The following is a 14596-nucleotide window of genomic DNA, read 5'->3' as shown; positions in this document are numbered from 1 at the left end:
ATCCCTCGCGGGAGCCGGTCAGTTCCGCAGGGTCAACGGGTCGCCAGGACTGCCGGATTCCCGTCCCCCCTGCCCCTGCCGCACCCGCAATTCGCTCAGCGCCCGCAGCGGAAACACCGGCCGGTGCCGTGGCGGGAGCCCCGGTGCCAGAGTCAGCTCGGGCATCCTGGCGGCGACGGCCTGGATCGCGATCTCCAGTTCCGCGCGGGCGAATCCGGCTCCGAGGCAGAAGTGGATGCCGTGCCCGAACGCGAGATGCGTGGCGGACCGGCTGCCCGGACTGAACGCGGCCGGGCACGCGTGAGCGCGACTGTCCCGGCCGGCCGCTCCGTACAGCAGAAGCAGCCGGCTCCCGGGGGCCAGGTGGACGCCGCCGACCGACACGTCACGGACCGCGGTCCGGTACATGCCGGCCAGCGGGCTGTCGAACCGCAGCCCCTCCTCGACGAGGTCCCGGGTGGCGATCGTCCCGTCGACGACCTCGGCCCAGCCGCCGGGTGACCGGAGCTGCTGGAAGAGGATCGTGCCGAGCGCCTCGGCACAGGTCATGTGACCCGCGAAGATCAGGGTGGGGACCTGGACGGAGACCTCGTCGGCGGTGAGCGTGTTGCCCGCCTTGCCCTCGTGGAGCAACTCGCTGATCAGGTCGTCCTGCGGGGAGGCCAGTCGCTCCCGCACGAGCGAACGGGCGAACTCTCCGAACTCCATCAGCCCACGGGCGTGTTCACGCAGGAGGTCGGGATCGGTGTCGCCCCGCAGCATCATGAGTTCGATGCGCTGCTCGGACCAGGTGCGGCAGCGGGCGAGGTACTCGTCCGGGATCCCGAGCCGCCGGCAGATCACCTCGAGAGCGTACGGAACGGCGAACGCCGAGATGAAGTCGAACTCCGGCGCGACCGCAGCACGCTCGACCAGGTCGGCGGCGATCTCACGGATCGTGGGTTCGAACGCTCTGACCCTGGCCGGTGTGAACCCGGCGTTGAGCACTTCCCTGATCCTGGCGTGCTCGGGAGGGTCGAGTGAGCCGACGGCCACCGCGCCGGCGCCTCGCCAGGTGCGGAACATCCGGCTCACGTCCTCGGGCAGCTCGACCGCGGGGCGTGGGTTGTGGTCGCGCGCCGAGAAGCTCCGGTCGTCCCGCAGCACGGCGACCATGTCCTCGCGCCGGGTGACGCACCACGCGTCGAGCAGCGGGGCGTAGAACACGGGCTCCGCGTCGCCGATGTCGGCCAGGAACGAGTACGGGTCGTCGCGATGTGCGCCATACGGGTCGAACGGCCTGCCCTCACGGAGCTGCTCAGAATCGGCCGATATAGCCATTTCACCTCGCCAGGTATTTATCTGCCATTGAATACCGGCTCAATAGCCGGACCAGCAGCCACTGCCATTCCACAGGATAGTCCAGTCCCGGACTCGCGCCGTTTTCTTTGGGGTTTTTCCCAAAGTCGAGAACGATCACGCCACGCCGTTGACACGGCCGAAGACGGTCGTTCAGGATGGCGGTCGGAACGATCACGCATATTCCGGGGCTGTTCCGGTGCCGTTCCGGGGCTGTGCAGACAATTGCAGAAAACACCCAATGCGATGCCGATTTTCCGGTGGTTCAATTCGCGAAACGCCATGTGCGCAGGTCCGAGCAGGAATCGGGAAGACCTGCGACCGGAGGGGAATCCCGATGAGCACACTCGACACCTCGTCGCCCGGGCTCCGAGCCCTTCTCTCACCGGGGACGGTGCGGTCCACGGTATTGCCCGTCATGCGGCAGCAGGTTTCCGCGCTGGAACCGACCCTGGCCCGGATCTGCTCCTATCACCTCGGTTTCGTCGACGAACACGGTGACCCCAGCGGTGCGGGGGGCAAGATGACCCGCGCCGCCCTCATGACGACGGCGGCCGACGGAGTCGGCCTGCGGCCGGAGGATGTGCGGTCCCAGGCGGCGGCACTGGAATTGCTGCACAACGCGACCCTGATCCACGACGACATCATCGACGGGGACGAGCTGCGCCGCGGACGCCCGGCCGGGTGGAAGCTGTTCGGCACCAGTGCGGCCATCCTGGCCGGCGACGCGATGCAGACCCTCGGGCTGCGGATGGTCGTCGACGACCCCGGTCCCGGCCGTGCGGAGATCTCCAGCGTGTTCACCGAAGCCTTCGGTCTGGTGCTCGCCGGCCAGGCTCGCGAACTGACCGCCCGGCTGGATTCGGGCACCGGCGTCGCGGAGTACGAGCGAATCGTGGAGGAGAAGACGTCCGCGCTGCTGGAGTGCGCACTGGTGACGCCCGCCCTGCGGGCGGGCAGCCCGAGGCACGTCCTGACCGCTCTGCGCGGCGCGGGCAGGCATCTGGGCCTGGCCTTTCAGATCCTCAACGACGTCGAGGACGTCTGGGGCGACCCCAAGGTGACCGGCAAGCCCGTCCGGAGCGACATCCTGCGGCGCAACCCGTCCCTTCCGGTGCTGGTGGCCCTGTCCGCCGACAGCCCGGCCGGCGAGCGCCTGCGCCGGCTGTGGCACTCCGACAGCACCACGCTGGCGCACCTGGAGGAGATGGCCGGCCTCACCGAGGAGACCGGCGGCCGGCACACGGCCGAGCAGCTGTCCCGCAGCCATCTGGACTCGGCCCTGGAGCACCTCGGACGAGCCGAGCTGTCCCCGGCCGCGGCCACCGAACTGACCGTCCAATTCGACCGCATCGTCCATCGCACGGCATGACCCGCGGCAACCCGGCCGCGCCCGTCGTCCGCGGCGAGCGCGAGCGCAACCTCGATTCCGGCGGAGGCCGTCAGTGAGTACCCCAGCTCAACTGCCTTTCGAACAGACGAATGTGCTGCAACTCGCGCCAGGACTGCGCGCGCTCCAGGCCCGGGGCACGGTCCATCGGGTGCGTACCGCCGAGGGCCACGAGGCGTGGTTGGTCACCGGTCACAGCCAGGTGGCGCGGTTGCTCGACGACGACCGGCTCAGCCGCTCCCATCCCGATCCGGAGGCGTCGAAGGACGGCGGGGCGGCGCTTCTCGCCGGCCTCCTCGGCGACTTCGCCACCGACCACGCTCGGTTGCGCGCGCTGCTGGAACCGCACTTCTCAGCCGAGCGGATGCTGGCGCTGCGGCCCTACGTCGAGAAACTGACCGGGCGGCTCCTGGACGGACTGGCCGAGCGGAAGCCGCCGGTGGACCTGCGCGAGGCGTTGGCGCTGTCGCTGCCGATCCAGGTGATGTGCGAGTGGCTGGGCGTGCCCCAGGAGGACAAGGACCGGTTCGGCAGCTGGACCCAGGACGCCGCCAATGTCGGTGACCCGGTCAGGTCCAAGCAGGGACTGGGCGGGTTGTTCGGCTACTGCCGGCAACTCGTCGCCGACAAGCGGCGCAGTCCGGGCGATGACGCGATCTCCAGGATCTGCGCGACCGAGGGGGTCAGCGACGACGAGGTCCTCGGGCTGACGGCGTTGCTGCTGTTCGGCGGTTACGAGACCACGGTGGCCCGGATCGGCACCTGTGTGCTGCTGCTGTTGTCCGACCCCGAGCAGTGGCAGGCGTTGCTGGACGACCCGGGCCTCGTCCCCGGCGCGGTCGAGGAAACCCTGCGCAGGTCGATGCCGAACCCGCACAACGGCGGCATGCCCCGTTACGCGGTGACGGACTTCGAGATCGACGGGGTCACCATCCGGGCCGGCGACTTCGTGCTGCTGAACATCATCGCGGCCAACCACGACGAGGCGGTCTTCGCCCACCCGGGCCGGGTCGATGTCTCGCGCGACACCTCGGGCAGCCTCGCGTTCGGGTACGGCGCCCACTACTGCGTGGGGGCGGCGCTGGCGCGGATGCAGCTGCAGGTGGTGCTCACCCAGCTCCTCGCACGATTTCCGACCATGCGTCCGGCCGTCGGTGTGGAGGAGCTGAGGCTGCGCCACGACACGCTGATCGGCGGACTGGTCCAACTTCCGGTGACATGGTGAGGGGGATCCCGGTGCTGCACAAGATATCCGTGGGCGCGGTGACGAAGAGCCCGGACTCGGTCCGGGCGTATCTCCTTCTGATGCGGCTGGACAGGCCCACGGGGTACGTGCTCTACCTGCTTCCAGGTCTGTGGGCCGTCTTCCTCGCCTCCGGGCGACGACCGGACCTGCTGACGGTGGTGGTGGTCGCTGTCGCCGCGGTGCTGGTGCGCGGCGCGGCGTGCGCGGTCAACGACGTGGTCGACAAGGACGTCGACGCCCGAGTGGCCCGCACAGTGTCGCGTCCTGTCGCGTCGGGGACGATCAGCATCGGCAACGCGCTCCTGTTCGCCGCCGCGCAGGCCGTGGTCGCCCTGCTGGTCCTGGCGGTGGCGAACGTGGAGACGGCCATGGTCGTCGGGGCCTCGTACCCGTTGATCGTCGCGTACCCCTATATGAAGCGCGTCTTCTTCTGGCCGTCGGCGTTCCTCGCGTTGGTGATGAGCGTCTATGTGCTGATCGGCTGGACGTCGGTGACCGGGAGCGCCGACTATCCGCTCGCGGTGTACGGCCTGTACGCCTGCGGGGCCTTCTGGACGCTGATTCACGACGCGATCTACTCCCATCAGGACAAGGAATACGACCGGAAAATCGGTGTCAGGTCTTCCGCCCTGCTGTTCGGCAGGGCCACCAAGGCATGGCTGGCGGTTTTCGTCGTCATCAGTGTCAGTGGCGCCCTGTGGGCCGGTTCCCGGACGGCAATGGGGCCGGCGTTCTATCCGATCGTCGTGTTCGCGGGAGTTTTTCTTTCCTATCTGGTCGTACGGGTCGACCTTGATGATCCGAAATCGTGCTGGGACACCTTTGTCGCGAACAGTTTCTACGGCTGGATCATTCTCGCGGCAGTGATCGCCGGGCAGTTCACATGAGAGGAGGAGCGCGTGTGACAGAGTCGATGTGGCAAGGAACCGACGTCGATCTGGACGCCTACCTGTCCCGCGTGGGACACCGGCCCGAAGTGGCCCCGGATCTCGCCACGCTACGGGGGCTGCACGCCGCCCACGTCGACGCGATCGCCTTCGAGAACCTCGACGCGGTGCTCGGGCGGCCGACGGTGTCGTTGGACCTGGCCGACGTCCAGGAGAAGATCGTGCGGCACGGCCGCGGCGGCTGGTGCCTGGAGCAGGTCGTGCTGGTGGCGGCCGTACTGGACCGTATCGGATTCACGTTCACGGCGTTCGCCGGCCGGACGCGGATCCGCACCGGGAACAAGTTCGGGCCGGCCCTGCATGTGGCCCTGTGCGTGGAACTCGACGGCGAACGCTGGCTCTTCGACGTGAGTTTCGGCGCGTACGGACCGCACGCACCGATCCGGCTCGCCGAGAACGCGCGGCTGGAGGGCGACTGGCCCTTCGACCTGGTGACGGAACCGAATGGTGAACAGGTGCTGCGGTTCCTGCGGCCCGAGGGTCCGGCGGAGCTCTACGGTTTCACCACCGACGTGCGCTATCCGTCGGACTTCGAGATCCTCAACCATTTCTGCCTGACCCACCCTCGCTCACCGTTCAACCGCCAGATGGTCCTGCAGCGAACTCAGGCCGAGGTGAGGCACCTCCTCGTCGGCACCACTCTCACGGAAATACGTCCCGGGGAGCCGGCGACCTCCCGGGAACTCGACAAGGACGAGGCGCTTTCCGCGCCCGAGGAGATCTTCGGGATCACCTTGGAACCGGGTGACTTCCAGGCGCTCTGGAAAACCCTGGACGGTCCGTGATGCGTACCTTGCTGCTGGACAACTACGACTCGTACACCTTCAACCTCTACCAGTTGATCGCCGACATCAACGGCCGGGAACCGGTCGTCATGGTCAACGACGATCCGGCGTTGGCCGGCCTGCGGCTGGAGGACTTCGACAACATCGTCGTCTCGCCCGGCCCGGGACGGCCGCAGCACGCCCGCGACGTCGGCCTTCTCGGCGACCTGCTGCGCCGCACCACGCTGCCCGTGCTGGGCGTCTGCTTCGGCCATCAGATGATCGGGCACCTGGCCGGAGCGTCGGTGACCGCCGCGCCCGAACCGAGACACGGGCACCTCGCCAAGATCTCCCACGAGGGAGATCCGTTGTTCGCCGGAATTCCGCGTGAGTTCGTCGCTGTTCGCTACCACTCGCTGTGCGTGCGGGAGCCCCTGCCCGAGGAGCTGATAGCCACCGCGTGGGCGGACGACGGTGTGCTCATGGCGCTGCGTCACCGCGATCTGCCGCAGTGGGGCGTGCAGTTCCACCCCGAGTCGATCGCTTCCCAGTACGGGCGCGAGATCCTGCAGAACTTCGCCGAACTGACCCGCCGGACGCAGAACGGGCAACGTCCGTCCACCACCGTCATCGACACCGGCGCCCGCACCACCGTTCACACCCACTCCGCGCTGTCCGACGACCCGCCGTCCGGTGCGGTCGAGGAACTGAGGATCATCAGCACGGTCGTGCCGACCGCCGCCGATTCCGAGGCCATCTTCCTCAACCTCTTCGACAACACCCCGTACTGCTTCTGGCTGGACAGCAGCCGGGTGGAGGAAGGCCTGTCCCGGTTCTCGTTCCTCGGCGACACCTCGGGTCCACTCAGCGAGGTCCTGACCTACCGGACCGGCAGCGGGGCGGTGGAGGTAACCGACGCGAACGGCGTCCACAGGGCCACCGGCAGCGTGTTCGACGTCCTCGAGCAGCGGCTGCGTGAACGGCGCATCCCCGACTCCGACCTGCCGTTCGACCTGACCGGCGGATATGTGGGCTACTTCGGCTACGAACTCAAGGCCGAGTGCGGGGCCCCGGCCCGCCACACCGCCGAAACGCCGGACGCCGTCTGGATGTTCGCCGATCGCGTCATCGCGGTCGACCACCAGGAGGGCCTGACCTATCTGGTGGCCGTCCACAACGAGGAGACCCGGCGCGACGCGCAGGAGTGGGTGGAACGGACGTCCGCGCTCCTGAGGGGCCTGGACCCGGCCGACGCCGAGCCGCCGGGCGAACCCGCCGCCGGCCCGCCGCCCAATGCCGAGGAATACCTCAGCCGCGGCCGGAACCAGTACCTGGCGGACATCACGGAGTGCGGGCGGCAGCTGGCCCAGGGCGAGAGCTACGAGATCTGCCTGACGAACAAGCTGCACATGCCGTTCCACGACGACGACACGTCCTTCTACCTGAGGCTGCGCCGGGCGAACCCGGCACCGTACGCCGCGCTCCTGCGTCTCGGCGACGTCACGGTCTTCAGCTCCTCGCCGGAGCGGTTCCTGCGCATCGAGAGAGACCGCACGGTCACCAGCAAGCCGATCAAGGGCACGGCCCCTCGCGACACCGACCCCGTGCGCGACGCCGAACTGGCAGCCACCCTCGCATCGAGCGCCAAGACGCAGGCCGAGAACCTGATGATCGTCGACCTGTTGCGCAACGACCTCGGCCGGGTGTGCGAGGTGGGCAGCATCGAGGTCGACCCGTACCTGGCCGTCGAGAGCTACGAGACCGTGCACCAACTGGTCTCCACTGTTCATGGACGGCTCAGTGACGGGGTCAGCGCGATGGACTGCGCCCGGCAGTGCTTCCCGGGCGGGTCGATGACCGGGGCGCCGAAACTGCGCACCATGGAGATCATCGACCGTCTGGAGACGGAGGCGCGGGGTGTCTACTCCGGCGCCCTCGGCTACTTCGGCCTCTCCGGAGGTACGGATCTGAACATCGTGATCCGCACCGCGGTCCGCGTCGGTGACCGGTTGACCATCGGGGCCGGCGGGGCGATCGTGCTGGACTCCGACTCGGCTGAGGAGTACGAGGAGATGCTGCTCAAGGCGGCGGCGTCGCTCCGTGCCTGGCGGGCGCCGGCGGTGTCGGACGTGAGCGGCTCCCTCCGATGAACACACCGATGGGCACAGCGACGAACTCGGTGACGAGCACAGCGACCGACCAGGGCGTCCGCCGGTGGTGGGACGCCGACGGCGGATGGTCGGCGGCCGACGCGTCCGGGACGGTGCTGGTCATCGACTCCTGGCTCGTGGACGAGGGGCGGGTACGGGGACTCGACCGGCACGCCGAACGCTTCGGTCAGGCCTGCGCCCGGTTCTCCGAACCGGCGGCCGAACGGACGAACCGGTTCCTGCAGGCGGTCGCCGAGTCGTTGCCCGCGCGGGGGCGCTGGTTTCCCCGCGTCGAACTCGTGGAGACCGGGTCGGGAACCCGGCTGCGGATGTGGCTGCGCCCCGCGCCACCGCGTACCGCGACCGTCCGGTTGTGGACCGCGCCGGGACCCGACCGCCGACGGCTGCCGGCCGTCAAGGGCGCCGACCTGGACCATCTGGCCGCCCTGCGCGCCGCCGCGGCCGCTGCGGGAGCCGACGAGGCACTGCTGGTCTCGCCGGCGGGGCAGGTACGCGAAGGGGCGTCCACGAGCGTCGTCTGGTGGCGGGGCGACACGCTGTGCGGGCCGCCGCCCGGCCCCGGCCTGCTCCCCGGGATCACCCGCGCCCTGCTCGGCGAGCTTGCCGGTGCGGCGGGGCACCGGGTCGTCACCGAGCAGGCCACCGCGGCTGATCTCGCCGACGTACCCGTCTGGACGCTGAACGCCCTGCACGGCATCCGGCCGGTCACCGAGGGGCTGGGCCGGTTCCGGGACACGGACGCCGAAGCGGCCGAGCGCTGGCAGTCACGCCTGACCGCGCTCGCGGTTCCGGTCGGCGCCTCCCTGATTCCTGTGGTGAACCCATGAGGAGGTTTCCCGATGACCGCGGCCCGTGAAGAGCGCGAGTACGAGCGCGACCTGTTGGTGCAGCTGACGCGCCGCTGGGGGAAGCGGGTCGCCGTCAAGAAGGACGAGCTCGACCTCGACGGTCACTTCGACGCGGCACTGCCGGACTTCCCCGAACAACTCGTGCCGGTGCTGAGCCTGCCGGGTGCCGACCGGCTCGACCGGGACGCTCGCGAGCGCATCCTGTCCGCGGCGTGGATCTCGTACAACGCCAAGACCGCGGCCATCGAGGACGAGATCATCCTGCCGGCCTGCCGACTGATGCTCCAGGAACGGATCCCCGTCCGCCGCGACGACGTCGCCGTCGACGCGCTGCACCAGACGATCATCGATGAGCACTACCACATCCTGATGTGCCACAACGCCGTCGGCGTCACCCGCAGGCGGCGCGACATGGCGGACGTACGGTTCGCGCCGGGTGTCTGGTCGGTCGTCCAGGGACGGGAGTCGGTCCGCGCCGGGTTGTCCGGGTTCGACCGCGACATCGTCGACATCGCGTTCTCCCTCGCCGCCGAGACAACGATCAGCGGGTTCCTCTCCGCGCTCGCCACCGCCCAGGAGATCCAGCCGATGAACCGGATCACCACCGATCTGCACCGGCGGGACGAGAGCGGACACGCGGTGGTGTTCCGCGAGTTGTGCGGCTCGCTCTACCAGAACCTGGACGGCGCACAGCAGCGGGCGTTTCGCGAGGCGCTCGTCACCGGGCTGACCGCGTTCCGCTCGGCGGACCTGGAGCCCTGGGTGACCGTGGCGGCCCAGGGCGGCTTCGAGATCGACACCGGTCTGCTGAGCGAGTGGGCCGCGTCCCGCCCGGTGCCCGCGCGGGACACCGGACCGTTGCAGTTGCTGCTCGACGACCTGGGCATCGGCGACGACCTCGTCGGGATGCTCCAGCGCTGACCGCCCCGCACCGCCCAGCCATGAGAAGCGGACGGAGATCATGTTGTCCCTCACCGGCGAAGCCGCCGCGCACTGGCGGACACTCGTCGCCCATCAGCGGCCCGAGTGGTCCAGCCTCGCCGAGCTCGGCGATGTGGTGGACCACCTGTCAGCCCTGCTCCCGTTGGTCCAGCCTCAGGAATCCGACGTGCTCACCGCCCGACTCGCTCAGGCGGCGGAGGGCAAGGCGTTCCTGCTGCAGGGCGGCGACTGCGCCGAGCGCTTCGACGGTCTCTCGACGCGGACGATCCACGGCAAACTGCGCCTCCTGGAGCGGATGGCCCTGATCCTTACGTACGCGTCGGCGGTACCGGTGGTCAAGGTGGGCCGGATGGCCGGACAGTACGCGAAGCCCCGATCCCGGCCGACCGAGACCGTCGACGGACGCACGCTGCCGGTCTACCGGGGCGACGCGGTGAACGGCGTGGGCTTCAGCCGGGCCGAACGACTGCCGGACCCGGCTCGGCTGCTTCGGATGTACGACGCCTCGCGCTACACCCTGGACGTCATGCGCGCGTTCGCCCGTGACGGCACCGACCCGCGCGAACTGCACCAGGAGAACCAGGACTTCGTCTCACGCTCGCCTGCCGGTGAACGCTACGCCGAGCTCGCCGGTCGAATCGGCCGGGCACTGTCCTCCGGCGAGGCGTGCGGCGAGGATCCGTCGCGCACCACGGAGTTGTTCGCCAGCCACGAGGGACTGCTGCTCGACTACGAGGCCGCGCTGACCCGCCGCGACCCGCGGTCCGGCCGGCGGTACGCGGGCAGCGGCCACATGCTGTGGATCGGTGACCGCACCAGACAGCTCGACAGCGCCCACGTCGCCTACTTCGCGACCATCGACAACCCGATCGCGGTGAAGCTGGGCCCTGCCACCACGCCCGATCAGGCACTGGCCCTGATCGACCGCCTCGACCCCGAACGGCGGCCGGGCCGGCTGACGTTCATCGTGCGGATGGGGGCGCACCGTGTGCGGTACCTGCTGCCGAAGCTCGTGGAGGAGGTCACGGCTTCCGGAGCGCCGGTGGTGTGGGTGTGCGATCCGATGCACGGCAACACCTTCGAGGCGCCCAGCGGGCACAAGACCAGGCGGTTCGACGACATCCTCGCCGAGGTCGCCGGCTTCTTCGAGGTGCACCAGGCGCTCGGCACCCACGCCGGCGGGCTGCATGTGGAGCTGACCGGCGAAGACGTGACCGAGTGCGTCGGCGGCGGCGCCGAAGTGGGTTTCGACGACCTGCACCGCGGCTACGAGTCGGCGTGCGACCCGCGCCTCAACGGAGGCCAGGCGCTCGATCTGGCCTTCCTGGTCGCCGAGATGTTCAACCCGGGAGCGACCCGGGGCGCGAGTCACGGCAATTCTCCCGCCTCGTTCGGCGCGTGAAACCAGCACCCCTTTCGAGGGTGCGCACACGCTTCAGGAATATGCCGCAGGGCCCGCGGCGTCGGGCGCGTTCCAGCCACTGTCGCAGTGCAAAGGTCAGCCATTTTCGTGATTCCGTTGCACGTCACACCCTTTCGACCTTGACGAATTGATTGAGACATAAGCAAAATGTAGTACAGCGATCGACTATCTGTGCGCGCTCGCCGAGTTTTCGGCGCATTACCGACCGACAGCAGGGATATGCCGTCGGCAACTCGAACGGGGACAGCGTCTTAGCCGGACGAAACCGCCACCTGCCCCCGAAAGAGTGTTTCCTTTGCTTATACGTCTTGTGACAGCCGACACACGACTGACACCACTCAAAGCTCATTTGACCGAATGCGGGTTCACCGTCGAGATCGCCCCTTCCGGTGAGGACGCCCTTCGCGACCTGGCCCGGGCCGACCTGCTGCTGCTCGATCTGGACATCGCGGATCGCGACGGCCTGGACGTCTGCCGTGAGATCAGGGAGCTGAGCGACCTGCCCATCCTCTGCTTCACCTCCCGGACCCAGGAACTCGACCGGGTCCTGGCTTTCCACGCCGGCACGGACGACTGCCTGGTCAGGCCCTTCGGACTGCATGAACTCAGGGCGCGCATCGAAGCCATCACCCGTCGGCTTCGGGGCGTGTCGACCGCACAACCGTCGAGGGTGATGGAGCACGGCCCCCTGCGGATCGTCGCCGAGTCACGCGAGGTGTGGATGCGCGACCGTCTCGTGCCTCTCACCCGCAAGGAATTCGACCTGCTATTCCTTCTCGCCTCCCGGCCCAAGGGTGTGATGTCACGCCGACAGCTCCTCGACGCGGTGTGGCGTGACAACTGGTCCGGTCCTGGGAGGACTCTCGACAGTCATGTGAGCAGTATTCGCCGAAAGCTGGGTTCACCTGACTGGATCATGGCAGTCCGCGGCGCGGGATTCATGTTCGGTCGGGAAAGCCGTCCGTGACATCGGCCTGTCTCGCACTGTTTACATGACATCTCACTTGAAGGCAGAGACCCTGGGAAAGAAACCCGTCAGTGAAACTGATCAACCCGGAGGTTTGCCTTGCGAGTCCTTCTGCTGGAAAACGATGAGGTCCTGGCCGTCTGCCTTGCGAAGCAGATCCGCCGATCCGGTCATGATGTGCACAACGTCACTTCCGTAGAGGACGCCCTGCGCCGTTTACCTGGGTTCGATCTCGTCATACTCGATCTCGACACTCCCGACGTGGACGGCCTGGAAGCCTGCCGACGCATCAGGGCCGTCTCCGACATCCCCCTCATCACCACCACCGACCACCGCTCCGAACTCATCAGAGCCCTCGCGTTACGGCAGGGCGCCGACGACTGCCTGGACAAGCCGTACGGCTTCCGGGAGTTGCTGGTCAGGATGGCCGCGGTGATGCGGCGTTTCCGCCTGCAGCCCCACGAGGAAGGGAATCTGTCGTTCGGTCCGCTGCGGATCGATCCGGACATGCACAGGGTCACGCTCGACGATCGGGTCGTCGAACTGACCAAGAAGGAGTTCGGCCTCCTTCAACTGCTCGCGTCCCGCCCCGGCGTGGTGGTGTCCCGCCAGGAGCTCATGACGAAGGTCTGGGGCGACACCTGGAACAGCACCGGACGCACCATCGACACCCATGTCAGCAGTCTGCGCGGAAAGCTCGGTGACGGCTGTTGGATTGTCACGGTGCGCGGCGTCGGCTTCCGCTTCGTCGCCGAACCGACCGTCATGGCCGAAGCTGCCGCCGGCGGCAGCAGCAGCTGACCGGTGCGCCGCTAAGCCCCGCGCCGGACGTGGTCCCGGTCCGTCAGGCACTCCTCCAGGAACGCGAGAGCCCGCAGGTGATAGGCCCTGGCTGCCCACCCGAGGCTGATGTTGTGGCCGGCTCGGGGAAGGCGGTCGACGACCACCCGGGACGCGGTGAGCAGACCCGTCATCTCCTTGAGGGTGGCCTCGTCGTGGAGCCACCACCGCTCGAACTCGGCAAAGGTGAAACGGACCGGGACCCGTACCCCGGCCGCGATGGCGGCGAAGGAACCGGGCCACCGCACGGCCTCCGCCTCCTCCCGCACCGGCATGGCGGTGACCAGCCGTTCGGCCAGGCGGAACGTGCCGGGTGGGTACAACTGGAGCGGTCCCCAGTGCAGCCGTGTCGTACGGCGGCCGTGGAAGCCGCCGAGAGCGTGGACGTCGATGGCACGGCGGTGGCTGATCCCGGACAGGTCGAGACCGAGGAGCCGGCCGCCGGCCTCGGCGTCCCGGGCCGCATCCGCGAGGGCGAGGGCGACCGTGCCGCCGTAGGAGTGTGCGATCAGGAACATCCCTGCCCCGGTGGCGTGAGCGGCGGTGAAGTCACCGAGGGCGGCGTGCAGCATGTCGGCCTGTTCGCCGAGGTCCGCGCCCTGTGGGAGCGCGGCTGCGGAGAGCCCGTACCCGGGCCGGTCGACAGCCAGCACCGTGAACCCCAGTCGCGCCCCGAGCGTGAGCAGGGACAGGCTCGGGTGGGCCTGGCCGTGGAAGTACCCGGCGCGCATGCCGCCACCGTGGAGGGCGACGACAACGGCCCTGGGCGGTGTGTCGCGCGGCTGCGCCAACAGGGCCGACAGCCGGGTGCGGCCCGCGTCGAGGACGATCTCCCGCACGTCGCAGTCGGCGGAGTTCAGCGGGGAGACCGCGGGTACGACGGGCATCGGAGCTCCAGGGGATGGCGGCATCAGTCGATGCCCCGAACGATGTGCGGTTCCGCCGAGTCGGTCTCGTCCTCACCCGCCAGGAGGACCCCCGGTACGGGGAAAGGGACCGGGAGCGGCTCGGACACGGCCGTGACCGTAGCCGTACGGGTGCCGGGGCGGGGCGCGTGCTGATGCGGCTGATCGGTGGTCATGACAGATCCCCTCGGTGGGATTTACGACGGCCCGGTCAGGTTCCGTACGGAGTCCTCGTCCGGGCCTCGGACAGCGCGTTGCCCCACCAGACGAGCTGGTCCAGCAGGGTCTCCGCGGCGGCCGTCGCCGCCTGCGGCTCCTTCAGGGCGCCGGTCTCGTCGAACTGCTCCCAGCAGTTGTGGAAGCTCACCACGTCACGGACGGTCACCGCGTGCAGCTCGGCGAAGACCGGGCGCAGCTGTTCCACCGCGCGCAGGCCGCCGGCCAGTCCGCCGTAGGAGACGAAGCCGACGGGCTTGGCCTGCCACTGCGTGTTGTGCCAGTCGATCAGGCTCTTGAGCGAGGACGGGAAGCTGTGGTTGTACTCGGGTGTCACCACGACGAAGGCGTCCGCCTCCGCCAGTCCCGGTGACACCTTCGCCAGTTCGGCGGCCACCTCGGCGCCGGGGCTCTGGGACAGCGAGTGCGGCAGCTCGTGCTCGGCGAGGTCGAGCAGGTGGACGTGCAGCTCCTCGCGCTCCTTGGCGATCGAGGTGATCCAGTTGGCGACGGTCGGACCGAACCGGCCTTCCCGGACACTGCTGTTGATCACTGTGAGGCGCAGGGGGGTGCCAGACATGGATATCTCTCCTTTATTT

At 68.8% G+C, this 14596-nt stretch carries 14 protein-coding genes; 10 read left to right on the top strand and 4 right to left on the bottom strand.

What is annotated here, in order from left to right; genetic code table 11:
• Positions 1-18 precede the first annotated feature (18 nt).
• Positions 19-1320, bottom strand: a complete 1302-nt coding sequence (locus tag OG241_RS42310; protein WP_405823321.1) for a cytochrome P450 — start codon at positions 1318-1320, stop codon at positions 19-21.
• Positions 1321-1675: 355 nt separating this feature from the next.
• On the opposite strand from OG241_RS42310, the gene OG241_RS42305 reads away from it, so the two are divergent.
• The 10 genes from OG241_RS42305 (at position 1676) to OG241_RS42260 (ending at position 12837) form a co-directional block, all read left to right on the top strand.
• A complete protein-coding gene (locus OG241_RS42305) occupies positions 1676-2710 on the top strand; it encodes a polyprenyl synthetase family protein (RefSeq protein ID WP_405823320.1) in 1035 nt (344 codons plus the stop codon).
• A gap of 73 nt (positions 2711-2783) precedes the next feature.
• Positions 2784-3953, top strand: a complete 1170-nt coding sequence (locus tag OG241_RS42300) for a cytochrome P450 (protein WP_405823318.1) — start codon at positions 2784-2786, stop codon at positions 3951-3953.
• Positions 3954-3964: 11 nt separating this feature from the next.
• Positions 3965-4861, top strand: coding sequence for a UbiA family prenyltransferase (locus OG241_RS42295; RefSeq protein WP_405823317.1), 897 nt, complete (start codon positions 3965-3967; stop codon positions 4859-4861).
• A gap of 14 nt (positions 4862-4875) precedes the next feature.
• On the top strand, positions 4876-5706 hold the full coding sequence (locus tag OG241_RS42290; protein WP_405823315.1) for an arylamine N-acetyltransferase: 831 nt from the start codon (positions 4876-4878) through the stop codon (positions 5704-5706).
• Positions 5706-7835, top strand: a complete 2130-nt coding sequence (gene pabB / locus OG241_RS42285; RefSeq protein ID WP_405826732.1) for an aminodeoxychorismate synthase component I — start codon at positions 5706-5708, stop codon at positions 7833-7835. Before OG241_RS42290 ends, pabB begins: the two co-directional genes overlap by 1 nt.
• 8 nt (positions 7836-7843) lie before the next feature.
• Positions 7844-8683, top strand: a complete 840-nt coding sequence (locus tag OG241_RS42280) for an aminotransferase class IV (RefSeq protein ID WP_405823313.1) — start codon at positions 7844-7846, stop codon at positions 8681-8683.
• A gap of 12 nt (positions 8684-8695) precedes the next feature.
• Positions 8696-9625 carry a diiron oxygenase gene (locus OG241_RS42275; protein ID WP_405823311.1) on the top strand — a complete coding sequence of 310 codons (930 nt, stop codon included), beginning with the start codon at positions 8696-8698 and terminating at the stop codon, positions 9623-9625.
• Positions 9626-9665: 40 nt separating this feature from the next.
• A complete protein-coding gene (locus OG241_RS42270; protein WP_405823309.1) occupies positions 9666-11048 on the top strand; it encodes a 3-deoxy-7-phosphoheptulonate synthase class II in 1383 nt (460 codons plus the stop codon).
• A gap of 370 nt (positions 11049-11418) precedes the next feature.
• Complete coding sequence (locus OG241_RS42265; RefSeq protein WP_405823307.1) at positions 11419-12036, top strand: response regulator transcription factor; 618 nt, start codon at positions 11419-11421, stop codon at positions 12034-12036.
• Positions 12037-12135: 99 nt separating this feature from the next.
• Complete coding sequence (locus OG241_RS42260; protein ID WP_405823306.1) at positions 12136-12837, top strand: response regulator transcription factor; 702 nt, start codon at positions 12136-12138, stop codon at positions 12835-12837.
• An 11-nt stretch (positions 12838-12848) separates the two neighbouring features.
• On the opposite strand, the gene OG241_RS42255 is transcribed toward OG241_RS42260, so the two are convergent.
• From OG241_RS42255 to OG241_RS42245, 3 genes are read right to left on the bottom strand one after another with little or no spacing between them, the layout of a single operon-like run.
• The gene (locus OG241_RS42255; RefSeq protein ID WP_405823304.1) at positions 12849-13763 is read right to left on the bottom strand and encodes an alpha/beta hydrolase; all 915 of its coding nucleotides are present in this window, start codon (positions 13761-13763) and stop codon (positions 12849-12851) included.
• A 23-nt stretch (positions 13764-13786) separates the two neighbouring features.
• A complete protein-coding gene (locus tag OG241_RS42250; RefSeq protein ID WP_405823303.1) occupies positions 13787-13957 on the bottom strand; it encodes a hypothetical protein in 171 nt (56 codons plus the stop codon).
• Between the two features lie 35 nt (positions 13958-13992).
• A complete protein-coding gene (locus tag OG241_RS42245) occupies positions 13993-14577 on the bottom strand; it encodes an NADPH-dependent FMN reductase (protein WP_405823301.1) in 585 nt (194 codons plus the stop codon).
• Positions 14578-14596 lie beyond the last annotated feature (19 nt).

The organism is Streptomyces sp. NBC_01390 (assembly GCF_045040105.1).
Taxonomy (GTDB): domain Bacteria; phylum Actinomycetota; class Actinomycetes; order Streptomycetales; family Streptomycetaceae; genus Streptomyces.
Note: the sequence above shows the minus strand (reverse complement) of the source record. Positions and strands in the feature narration are given on the sequence as shown.

Bases quoted from the DNA above. Each gene is read 5' to 3' on its own strand.
- OG241_RS42310 (WP_405823321.1), bottom strand. From the start codon at position 1,320: ATGGCTATATCGGCCGATTCTGAGCAGCTCCGTGAGGGCAGGCCGTTC.
- OG241_RS42305 (WP_405823320.1), top strand. From the start codon at position 1,676: ATGAGCACACTCGACACCTCGTCGCCCGGGCTCCGAGCCCTTCTCTCA.
- pabB (WP_405826732.1), top strand. From the start codon at position 5,706: ATGCGTACCTTGCTGCTGGACAACTACGACTCGTACACCTTCAACCTC.
- OG241_RS42280 (WP_405823313.1), top strand. From the start codon at position 7,844: ATGGGCACAGCGACGAACTCGGTGACGAGCACAGCGACCGACCAGGGC.
- OG241_RS42275 (WP_405823311.1), top strand. From the start codon at position 8,696: ATGACCGCGGCCCGTGAAGAGCGCGAGTACGAGCGCGACCTGTTGGTG.
- OG241_RS42270 (WP_405823309.1), top strand. From the start codon at position 9,666: ATGTTGTCCCTCACCGGCGAAGCCGCCGCGCACTGGCGGACACTCGTC.
- OG241_RS42255 (WP_405823304.1), bottom strand. From the start codon at position 13,763: ATGCCCGTCGTACCCGCGGTCTCCCCGCTGAACTCCGCCGACTGCGAC.
- OG241_RS42250 (WP_405823303.1), bottom strand. From the start codon at position 13,957: ATGACCACCGATCAGCCGCATCAGCACGCGCCCCGCCCCGGCACCCGT.
- OG241_RS42245 (WP_405823301.1), bottom strand. From the start codon at position 14,577: ATGTCTGGCACCCCCCTGCGCCTCACAGTGATCAACAGCAGTGTCCGG.